Consider the following 11,618-nt stretch of genomic DNA (forward strand, 5'->3'; position numbering starts at 1 on the left):
AGACAACACAAGGCTGAAGCAGGAGACATCCTGCCTGGATATCTATTGTTGGAAAGGGTATCTTTCAAAAACAGATTATCTAAATCAAAAGGTTTCAGGTCCAGGTACTGGATTAAACTCAGTAATCCCACAAGGATGGTAAAACTGGTNAGGCCCCAATAAAGGATAATTGAAAATTGATTTTTTTTATCAGAAATTTCAAGATTTAATGCTATAAGAAAAAGAATCAGGGCGGTATTAAATTTCATGGTGGGGTTACCAGGGATTATATTTAAAATTTCCCCGAAACCAAAGTACCAACCAAGCATTACCAAAAGACTGGTAAATAAAGAAAAATATATGGCTAATTTTTCTAACATAAATCTGGGTTCTTTTAAGGGTAATGGTTTTTCTTAAAAAAAGCAATGTCCAAAACAGGATTGGGTTCAACCCTACCAATTGTAATTCTAACCGGCAGGCCAGACTTCAAACATAATTTTATTAAAAAGTAAATGGACTTTTTTAGCATAAATCTCCAATTTAATGAATGTTTCAATTTAAACTTGGAAAATGTTTGTGCAGGATTTCTACCAGCATTTCACTGGTAAGAGGTTTAGTCCTAAAAGTATCAATATTTTCAATTTTGCTTGCCCGAAGTTCATCTAATGGATTCAAAGATGTGGTTAGCATGACCACAATAATTCCCCCCTGGTGATTTTCGTGTAGTTTTTGGTAATGCTCCAAAAACTCCCAGCCATTCATTTTCGGCATATTAATGTCTAAAAAGATAAGGTCAGGAGGAGGGTGCTTCGTCTTATCTTCAGAGGTCAGATAATCCAATGCGCCTCGGCCACTTTCTACTACAATACATTTTTCCGTACAATTCACATCATCGATGATTAATTTGTGTAGAAAATTGGTTGGTTCATCATCGTCAATTAGTAAGATACAGTTAAGTTTTTTATCCATTTTGCATTTATTTTGGTATGGTAAAATAAAAAGTACTCCCTTCATTAAGTTTTGACTCAACCCCAATTTGCCCACCATGTAAATCAACAATTTTTGAACATTGGGAAAGACCGATTCCAGTTCCCTCGTATTCTTTTTTGGAATGAAGCCGTTGAAAAATTATGAAAATACGCTCTTTGAATTTGTCCTCAATACCTATTCCATTATCTTGGATGAAAATTTTCCAATATTCCTTTTCTTCTTGTGCTGAGATTTGAATAATTGGTTGGACTTCTTTTTTGCTAAACTTTATGGCGTTTGTGATGAGGTTTTGGAATAGTAACCGAAGTTCTGTCTGATAGGCATTTAGGGTTGGAAGAGCATCAACCTTGAGTATTGTGTCGGTTTCCTGAATTCTTGTTTTTAAATCCTTCTGAATATCTGCAATAATATCATTGCAGTTAACTTGAGTGAGTTTTAAATTGGTACCTAAACGGCTATAATCCAAAAGTGCTTTCACTAAGGATTTCATCCGAAGAGTTGATTCTTTAATAAATTTCAGGTAGAGGTCAGCTTCATCGTCCAGGTTATTTTTATATTTTTTTTCCAACAATTCGCTGAAGCTCAAAATAGTCCGTAATGGTTCTTGTAAATCATGCGAGGCTACATAGGCAAATTGTTCAAGTTCTTTATTTTTTACTTCAAGCAATTGTGCACGCTTTTCTGTCAGCTCAGCCTCTTTTACCTTTGTTATATCAACATGGCTGCCCACCATTCTAACAGGGTTTCCCTGAGCATCCCACTCAATTATTTTGCCTCTGCAGTAAACCCAAACCACAGAGCCATTTTTATGGAAATATCTTACTTCATTGTTGTATGGAACTAGGCCTTTTGATCTAACATGTTTATCATAAACCTCAAGTACTTTGGAGAGGTCGTCCGGATGAATAATTTTTTGCCAGGAATCAGGGCTATTTGGCATTTCATGGTCCTCATAGCCAAACATTTTTTTAAAAGAAGGACTTAAGTATTCGTAGTTGTCCTGAATATACCAGTCCCAATACCCCGCTAAAGTACCTTCAAGGATGTTTTCAAAAATAACTTCCTTATCTTGAATTTTCTCTCTAAGTAACTGAATTTCATCGAGTTGTTCCATTATGTTGGATTTTTTGCAACTAATTATTAAAAAATTTTGGGTAGAGGCTGGGTGCCGGATAATCCGTCAAACTGCTGTATGGTTTTAACAGGCCATAAAAAAAATGCTGGTTGGGTAATTTAAAGGGTGCCAAAAATTTTAATACCTAAAATTAAGTATTATAGTAATTTACTTTGTCCCTATTTTTAGTTGTAAAGTACACATACTATAATATAAAGTACTGCACTCAATTCTTATTATACAAATTGTTGATCATATTAGTTTCCCAAAATATGGTTAAAAGTGAAATTAAAGGCATAAATACTAGGAGAATTTCTTTAATAGAAGGTTTTAATTTTAAAAAGTGGGGCTATAATTAATAATAAAACTTTTAACAATGGTTATCCTACAGACTCCTTTATGGCGAATTAAGCAAATTTGGTGGCATGAATTTGCATTGCAAAATTGTACCTGTAAAATTATTGTGCTTAACTAACCCTTTAAATATTTCAAGAGGATTTGCCGAATTACCTATTCAAAGAATCAAAATTTGATTTTGATGTAAAAATAAGTCATAATCTTTTAGGGTACTAAAACCCTGATTTCTATTCTTCTGTTCAATTGGCGGCCATTTTCCTCATCATCATTCGATACTATTGGTTTGCTTTCACCATAGCCAACTGCTTTTAGCCGTTTAGGGGAAATGCCTTTTTTAATCAAATAATTTACAACTGATTTTGCCCTCTGTTCAGACAATAACTTATTAAATTTATCGTCCCCAATGTTATCAGTATGTCCACTTACTTCTATTTTCATACTTTTGTTTTTTTCTAACAGGTGAACAATTTTGTCTAAAGCTTCATTTGAATTTTTGTTAACATCCACACTACCAGGGGCAAAATTGATCTGTTCAACCACAAAATTTTTCCCATTAATAATATCCTTAGTTTCCTCAGTACTAAAATTAGAGGAAGTATTTTCAACAGAATTTTCAACTGGATTGAGTGATACAGATGATCTGTCTAAATTTATTATTTCATTAGAATTTAAATTATTTTCTGGTAGAATAAATGATTCAAATTGTGGGTTCTTATCGGAGTGCTTTTTTTGTTGTTTTTTCCCAAATAAATAAGTCAATTTAAATTCTTGGGACTTTTTAGCATACTTTCCAATATTCTTATTATTAAATTCATAAGCGTAGCTAAAGCGTAATTTAGAATTTACTTTAATCCCGGAACTTATAAAACTTCCCATATAACTTCTATATCCACCACCCAGCCAAAAAATTTCTTTCCAATTTAGATTTACACTTCCTTCCAGCTGATGAATCTGGGAGGCGCCCCAAAAAAATGCCAATTGAGGTTTCAGTTTTAGCTCATTATTTTTGAGAAGAAAATCATAGCTAGCCAGTACCTTACTTTTGTACAGGTAATTGCCAAATATGTTTTCTTCACTAAAATCTTTAGTCAGTAATTGATTGAATGTTACCCCTAGATTTAGTCCTTTATGGTCCAGCATTATACCAAATGTACCATCATTTTCAATAGAATTATCTAAATTAAAAAGGGCTTTGTCAATTAAATCTTGATCAGGTACATGTTCCCAATTAATCCTGTTTATCATTATTCCTCCTGATAATCCAAAGGTTAAATTTGTATTTAGATTTAATGGAACGGTATAAGTTCCTACTAACTGCGTTCCTGAATGGTTAACTAAATTAATGTTTTCTGAAAATGCAATAGCTCCAAATCCAATTCTATTTTTTACTCCTGGGATCTGAAGTGTAACTAAAAGATTATCTGGAGCTCCCTCAAAACCTTCCCATTGTTTTCTATACAAAACTCCAACACTACTTTGTTCTTGTAACCCAATTGCAGCCGGATTAATTATAAAATTATCCTGATATGAATGTGTAAATATTGAACCAAATTGACAAAATCCAATTCTAGTTACTAATACTAATTGAATTAAAATTACAACGAATTTACCCATAATATTTAAGATGGATTATAAAAATTGAATCTGTGGTTGTGAAAAGATATTTGGTTCATAATTCATAAAACACCAGGGAAATAAATTCCTGATTAAGAAAAGTTATTTTATAAGGTTAAAGCTGCCTGTAAGCGTTTTTTCATTCACTGAAATAATATAATAATATGCCCCTGAAGGTTGTCCATTTCCATTCCATTGGTTCTGATAATTATCAGTTTTGTAGATTTCTACTCCATTTCTATTAAAAATATTGACCACCAGAGAGGGATACCGTTCCGAATTATAAATTTCCCAGAAATCATTAATACCATCTCCATTTGGAGATACCAGTTTTGATATTATAAGGTCGTTATGATCAGTTACTGTGACAGTAATATCATCCTGTGAAATACAGCCATTTTGATCAACTCCTGTTACAGTATAAGTAATTGTTTCCTCAGGAATAGCAATTGGGTCTGGGATATTGGGATTACTCAATCCAATTGTTGGAGTCCAGCTATATGAAGTTGCATTTGATGCGGCTAATTTTATACCTGTTCCTTTTTTCATAGTAACATCATTTCCAGCATCAACTTTTATTTTTTCCAAGTCTAAAATTTCTATAGCTTTTCGTTCCTCACATCCTGCCTGGCTGATCGCATATAGATTATAAATTCCGGCTGAGATATTCTCAAATACTTTTTCTGTCTGAAATTCGCCTTCTTCTCCTAATTTATAGAGAACTGGTAAGCTATCATTTGAATTAATTGTGAGTTTACCACCATTGCACAAATCATTCTCTATTTCCAGATTAGCTAAAATATCCTTATTTATTCCAATAAATATGCTATCAGATAAAGCTTTGCATTGAGTTTCTACCTCTACCTGGTAAAACCCCGGGTCGTCAACCGTCAATTCATGGCCTGTTTCTGATAAGTACGATCCATTTTTAAGCCATCGATAGTTTGCATCAGAAATTTCTAATGCAGAAATTCTACCACTGATACAAAAAATGGTATCAGAGGAAGTAATTGATGCAGTTGGCAATTCATAAATTGCAATAGCTTCTTCCTGAGAATTAAACATTCCACATGAATTATTTACTATGGAAACTGAATAATTTCCATTTTCAGAAACAATTATTGAATTGGTATTTTCGCCAATATTTTCACCATTTTTCTTCCATTGGTAAGTAATATCTCCTTTAATATTAGTTTTGGCATAAAGTGTTCCGCTCCCACAAAATGGACTATCAGAGACATTTTCAATATATACAATTGGGTTTAATTCTTTTATCACAGTTATCACATTTGATACTCGAGAACAACCATTATTTTCTTCTACCACGACCCTGTAATAACCTTCCTGACTTGTTTGCAAGGAATTAAATTGTGCACCAGAAATTGCTGTAAATATTGAATCCTGAGTACCTGAAAATTCCCACTGATACGAATAGGTATCTTTAAGCGAAGTACTAAGAGAAACCGGATTATCTTCACAAAAGGTTATAGAATCTCCTTGTTCAATAACTGGATTTGGTGTTGGTAATATTTCGACAAAAATTATATTTGAATTGATATCGTTACAAACACCATTTCCAATTTTTGCCTGATAAAAACCAGATTTTTTAACCATTAATTCATTTGTGGTTTCAACTAATAAATCCATATTTAAAGTATCTACATCGGAATAATACCATTGATATTTTCCATTTTCTTTTAATTCTACAGATAATAAGGTGGAATCTCCATCGCAAATACTAACCAGGGTATTTTGTTCAATTTTGGAACTATCAAGTGTAAGGACATTTAAATGAACAATTGAAGATGTATCTGCGCAACCATCCAGAGTTGTAATTACTCTATAAAAGCCTTCTTTTGAAGTTTCATATTTTGAAGTGGAATTACCTGCATTAACTTCATTTTCGTATAAAGAATCTGTTGTAGAAAATTGCCACTGATAAGTATACCCATCAACCAGTTTTGCTGTTAAAGTGGCGGATTCACCTTGGCATAAATTTAAAGAATCCGGGTTCTCAATAATGGCTTCGGGAGCATTTTTTGATTTTACCTGAATTGGGTCGGAAATTTCTTCACAACCTCCATTGTTTGTCAATAGCTTATAAAAACCAGTTTGATAAATTGTAACTACATCATTACCTTCATCAAGGTTGGAAATAGGGGAATAGTTATTTTCCTCTTCCAATGAAAAATACCATTGATATTGGTAGTCATTAATTTTTGCAGTAGATAGCATAATAGAAGATCCTTCGCATAACATGGTTAATTCCCCCTCATTAATTTCAGATGTTGGATATTCAGTATTCATTATTACTTCTGAAGGAGCGGAAACAGCAGTCACACAGTTATTTCGAACTACCTCCACACTATAAAAACCTGGTACATTTGTTTTATAGGTTGCCTGGTTACTATTACCAGGTGCATTTATAAATGTCATTCCATCCAGAAAGGAAAAATATTTCCATTGATAAGTATAATCAGGATCATATTGAGTTGAAAGTGTGGCAGTATCGTTAATGCAAAAAGAAATAGGATCTCCCTGATCAATTAAAGGAGGAATTTTGTCTACATTTTTAATTAAAATTGATTGTGATAGAATGGAACATTCTCCAACAGTAACACTTGCTTTATAAAATCCGGGCAAATTAGTCGTATAACTAGCCTGATTACCATCTCCAGGTACAGGTAAATAAGTACTATCTTTTGCTTCAGCATATAACCATTGGATATTGTCGGGATTAGAATAACTGATTGAAATTGTTGTATTTTCCTGTTCACACAATTCAACAGTATCTCCTTCATTTTTAAATAGTGAATCCAGTTTTTTTTCCGAAATGAAAACTGCATCAGATGAGTTAGGGGGAAATGTACATAAATCATTAGATATTTCTACTTTATAATATCCTTCTCTTGATACAGTAAGAGTATTTTGTTGACTGGACAAATCATTACTGACATTAGAAAAGTTAATTCCATCTTCCGCAAAGGTCCATTGAAATACATTACCAATATCAGTTTCAGCTGAAAGTATTTTAGAATCATTCTCACAAAAGTAAGCGTTCAACCCAGTATCAATTGCGGCAGTTGGAGCCTTATATTCAACCACATTTATCGACTGGGATAGGCTATTACATGCATCTTTTGTTATTAAAACTTTATAATAACCTGGATTATTTGTGGTATAATTTTGAAGTGTGGCCCCTAAAATATCGTTATATACATTATTGTCTGATGAATATTGCCATTGGAAAATATCCCCAATGTCGGTTAAGGCATTCAACGTTAAATTTTCTCCCTGGCAGAAAAAGGCGAAAGTTCCTTCCTGAATACTTGATGTTGGAGGATTTTGATCTAATACTTCAGTTGCAGATGAATACCAATTGCAGTCACCTTTTGTTACTACCACTCTATAAAAACCTAATTTTGATGTTTTATAGGATAATCCAATATTATTTCCAGGAGCAGGTATATAAGACCCTCCACTATCAGTTGAATAAATTTCCCATTTGTAGGAACAATTATTACAAGTAGAATCAAATACTGCATTTAATTCCACAGAATCTTTTAAGCAACGGTTAATGGTAACACCTTCTATTATTTCAGCAGTGACTGGAGGGATAAAAGTTGCAGTTACCGGGACTCTGGGAGCGCTTTCTACACCATCTTTTGCTGCTGTTACATAAAAAGTAGTTGTTGAACTAATTGTGGGTGTATTAAAAGTATTTACAATTGAATCCTGAAGTAAATTCCCTCCGGTAGCCGCATCATACCATAGGTAATTGCCACCAGTTGGTTTTCCTAAGGCAGAAAGTACTGTACTACCAGGACCACAACTAAAGTTTCCTGTAACAGAAGGAGAGGAAGGCAAAGTTGTAAAAGACTCCACTGTGGTATAAGATGTACCATTGGAATTAGTGGCAAATCCTCTGAAATATATAGTCGTAAAAGCTGGTAATCCATTTACTGTTAACGCAAAAGATCCTGTACCAGGAATTTGTGTGGAATTTTTTGAATCAGAAATATTCGGATTATTATGCAATGCCCAAACAACACCCGATTCCAGAATGGCAAACCCTCCATCTGAAGTAATTTCTGCTCCTAAGGATACAGAAGAATCCGTTACAGATGAATAAACCGGGTTGGAAATTGTGGGAGATAATAATGACTTGACCGCATAATGGGATGATTTATTATGGATATCATTTGAAATCCCAGGATAGGAGGAAAGATTATAAATTATTAAAATAAGTAAAAACTGATAGTAGTAAAATCTGTTCATGAATAATTTTAATAAATACCTTGATAAATTCTATTTCCCAATTGACAAAGAAAACAGCTCTTCCATTTTATTTTATCGGTATTATTAGTAAATCATGAAACAGGTAATATCCTTAGAATTGTAGGTAAATCACGTATTATTTCTATTTTGTAGAAGTTTTCTTTAATTGAGATGAATTCTATTTTCAAGATTTTTTGATGTATTTTTATCCTTGGGAAGATTTAATTACCCAAAAAATAATACGCAGGAAATTTTATTTTTTATGTAAAACATTGATTATAAGGTGTTTATGAATTAATCATAACTTTCGTTATGTAGTCCGTTAATTGGTCTTAATCGACGAATTGAACTACTTAAAACTAGCCTTTACATTAGCCTTTCTGACCAATTGCATCCTTGCATTTATCTTATGAGATAATATAGAAATGGCTACAGGAATAAATATAGATAATACATAAATAGGAATCAAATAGGGGAGGCGTTCCGCCTCTGGTAACATGTTTATTTCGGCAATCCTTCGAGCAAATGAAGAATAACACATAAACACAGAAACAACCGTAAAAACATAACTACTAAAGAGCCACCCGGACACCGCAGAAATGAAAACCATAGATTCCAACACCAACGCGGTAAAAGCACCGAGCAAATACCCAAAATCACCCAAACCGTTAACATTTTTCATTAAATCGTGAAACAATAAAGCATTAAGCACAGTCAATGGAATGGTTAGAAGGAACGCTAATAAAACCCATGTGCCCAGGGAGTTCAAAGTATTGATAATCTGGTTCACGGGTTTTGCCGTTCTAATCGTCTGAAGCGTTCCATTGTCCGCACGTATTGATTCGAAATTGTATGATTGCCCTAAAGGGGGGATATATTCCGAACCGTTTTTTTGTGGGTTTAAAAGGTCTAATATTTTCATAATTTCTAATCGACGAAGTTAAACTATAATCAAGTACATAGAGGATTTTTACAAAATCCTCGAGTTTATTGTGGTTGACACCTTTGAAATGATGTAAGATTAAAACTTTAAAGGAGGTTGCCCGTGAATTTTACGGGACTTATTTATATCTCCTTCAACAGATCTCAAATGATCTATTACAATTTTCTCAATTAATGATTTAGCACTAATACTATGAACCCCGGCTAAAATCTTAATACCATCTAATTGATCATCGGTCAACTCAATATTTTTTACATTCTTTTTCATTGATAATTTTCTTTTAATAATTGTTCTGTAACTGAATTTATCTTTTGCCAATCAGAAGTGAAATTGTTTTTAGTAGTTCTTATGTACCTTCCAGAACCTTCTTTCATAAACTCAATTATTACATTCTTTTTGGTTCTAATAAATACTATGTTTTCCATGTTTCAAATAATTAACGTGTTAAATATAATTCTTATATTTTAATATACAAAAAAAAGACCACACTTTTAAAATGCAGCCTTTAAATGTTAACTAAAGTCAATCAGAAAATTATCAGTTTAATAGAAAAATCCAGAGCCTTTATGCTTATCGAAGTAGCCTAATTGGATACCTTTTTTTCGTGTTTTCCGGTTAAATGAATAAAGAATAGCAAAGCGGAATTCGGGAATACTTCTAAAATATTCTGTAATTGAAAAATTAGTCCTAGATCGAGAAACCCTAAAACCCCGCCAGTATTCTTTACCCTTTTTGGAAAATTTTACACGTAGTACACCTTCCCTACCTAAATACATTTTTTAATCTTAATTTCTTCTTATCTGCTATGAGGATATAAAGCAGAATCGTTGCAGGAAGCCAAGGTAATAATGAGTAGTAACCGGGAACCTGATTAATTAAACCACGCCATGAGGACGTATAAGAATTAGATGTGGCATACCCAGAACTTTTAGTTTTCCTAATGTACTGGTCAATATTTTGGTAATCGACTTTGAAATATTCCTGCCTTAAAAAGTAATCATAAATAGAAGCCCACCAAGAACCGTAAATTGCTTGGCCGTGCTGATCTTCGCCACGACCGACCCCTTTGCTAGTCGTTTTCCTTTGGGAAGGATGGCGCATGCCAAACAGGTTGTTATTTTCTTTAAATACAGCACTGGTAAACCATCCGGTTTCTAAAGCAGCTTGCGCATAAACAACCTTAACGGGTAAACTCCAGTACTTTGGAAATAGTAATTTTACTATAAAAATCAAGAGATAAATTAAAATATTCATAACAGAGTGATTTTAAACTTTTTGCTCATTTTCACGCCTTTTTTGTTCAGCTTCGAGCATAGATATTAAAATTTGTAAAAGTGGTTTCAAATTACCCAGAAGCACAATAACAGTAACCAAGTCACTTGAAACCTTGCTAACTTTTTTAAGAAAGTTCATTGTTAATTGAATCTAAATCGAATGTTTTTTCACGATCTCCCAAATACATCAAAACGAGTTTAGTCACATTTGAGGGAGTATCAAAATGTATGTAGCCATGTGCTTGTATTTGCACTGTTTTATCAGTAGCAGCACTATAAGAGTGCAATTCAATACTATTCCGATGTTTATCAGAAAAATAGACCTTCACAGCCCCAGAAGTTACAAAATGTAACAAATAATTGCCATTGAGCGCAACGTGTTCGCCCAAGTCTTTTTCAGTTCTTAAAACTTTCATTTATTTATGTGGTTGACACCTTTGAAATGATGTAATTAAATCTTACCAAACAATTCCTTTTTTTGATCTTCATCTAAATACCTAGAAAGATCATCCCTTAAAGAGCCTGATTTGCTTATCGCGTTGTACTCGGATTCTACTAGAGTGATAATATGTAAATTATCTAAAATGAGTTGTACAGCGCTTTCCTCATCTTCCGTCCAAGTTGAAACTTGATACCAAGAGAAATTTTTATTTGTACCCAGGTATTCAGTAAGTAATTCGGCAACCATTGTTGCCCTTTTGGAATCGTTGCTTTCTTCGCTGATATCAGCTAGAGACTTTTGATTATCTGTGAAATACTTCAACACATAAAAACCAGCTACCCCAGTAAGAATATGCGGAAGGTATTTTTTTACCTTTTTATTCTTAAATGGCAATGTAAGGGCTGCCCCCAAGAAAGGGAGCACCCGAACCAAACCACCTATTATAAGTCGTAAGTGCATGATACTATTTTTTAGGTAGTTCTTTTACTTCCTTGTCACCAAACCATTTTAAAACAGCAGGATAAACATACTTAATAGCAGCATAAACCACGACAACCGCCAACGGGAACTTAGCAAAAAATGCTTTTAGTTCCTCTTCCATCTTTCCGAATTCAAACATTTGCAATA

Annotated in this window: 9 protein-coding genes; all 9 read right to left on the reverse strand. The window is 33.3% G+C overall.

The genetic code is table 11. The annotated features are described in order from the left end of the window. Window positions 1-531 precede the first annotated feature (531 nt). Window positions 532-948, reverse strand: coding sequence for a response regulator (locus tag A3EM_RS0137165; RefSeq protein ID WP_026210824.1), 417 nt, complete (start codon window positions 946-948; stop codon window positions 532-534). 7 nt (window positions 949-955) lie between these two features. Then, the gene (locus A3EM_RS44880) at window positions 956-2,083 is read right to left on the reverse strand and encodes a sensor histidine kinase (protein ID WP_020533329.1); all 1,128 of its coding nucleotides are present in this window, start codon (window positions 2,081-2,083) and stop codon (window positions 956-958) included. 561 nt (window positions 2,084-2,644) lie between these two features. Continuing rightward, window positions 2,645-4,054: a PorP/SprF family type IX secretion system membrane protein gene (locus tag A3EM_RS46710; RefSeq protein ID WP_020533330.1), complete on the reverse strand. Its 1,410-nt coding sequence runs from the start codon at window positions 4,052-4,054 to the stop codon at window positions 2,645-2,647. A gap of 102 nt (window positions 4,055-4,156) precedes the next feature. Then, entirely contained in the window at window positions 4,157-8,332 is a 4,176-nt protein-coding gene (locus A3EM_RS0137180; RefSeq protein ID WP_020533331.1) for a T9SS type B sorting domain-containing protein, read from the reverse strand. A gap of 349 nt (window positions 8,333-8,681) precedes the next feature. Then, window positions 8,682-9,254 (reverse strand): hypothetical protein, encoded by a 573-nt coding sequence (locus A3EM_RS0137185; RefSeq protein WP_020533332.1) that lies wholly within the window; start codon window positions 9,252-9,254, stop codon window positions 8,682-8,684. Window positions 9,255-9,353: 99 nt separating this feature from the next. Then, a complete protein-coding gene (locus A3EM_RS0137190; RefSeq protein WP_020533333.1) occupies window positions 9,354-9,542 on the reverse strand; it encodes a hypothetical protein in 189 nt (62 codons plus the stop codon). Between the two features lie 495 nt (window positions 9,543-10,037). Further along, entirely contained in the window at window positions 10,038-10,529 is a 492-nt protein-coding gene (locus tag A3EM_RS0137200; RefSeq protein ID WP_026210825.1) for a glucosaminidase domain-containing protein, read from the reverse strand. A 145-nt stretch (window positions 10,530-10,674) separates the two neighbouring features. Beyond that, window positions 10,675-10,965, reverse strand: coding sequence for a hypothetical protein (locus A3EM_RS0137210; RefSeq protein WP_020529848.1), 291 nt, complete (start codon window positions 10,963-10,965; stop codon window positions 10,675-10,677). Window positions 10,966-11,000: 35 nt separating this feature from the next. Beyond that, window positions 11,001-11,450 (reverse strand): hypothetical protein, encoded by a 450-nt coding sequence (locus A3EM_RS0137215; protein ID WP_157637971.1) that lies wholly within the window; start codon window positions 11,448-11,450, stop codon window positions 11,001-11,003. Window positions 11,451-11,618 lie beyond the last annotated feature (168 nt).

The sequence above is a fragment of the Flexithrix dorotheae DSM 6795 genome (genome assembly GCF_000379765.1).
GTDB classification, from domain to species: Bacteria; Bacteroidota; Bacteroidia; order Cytophagales; family Flammeovirgaceae; genus Flexithrix; species Flexithrix dorotheae.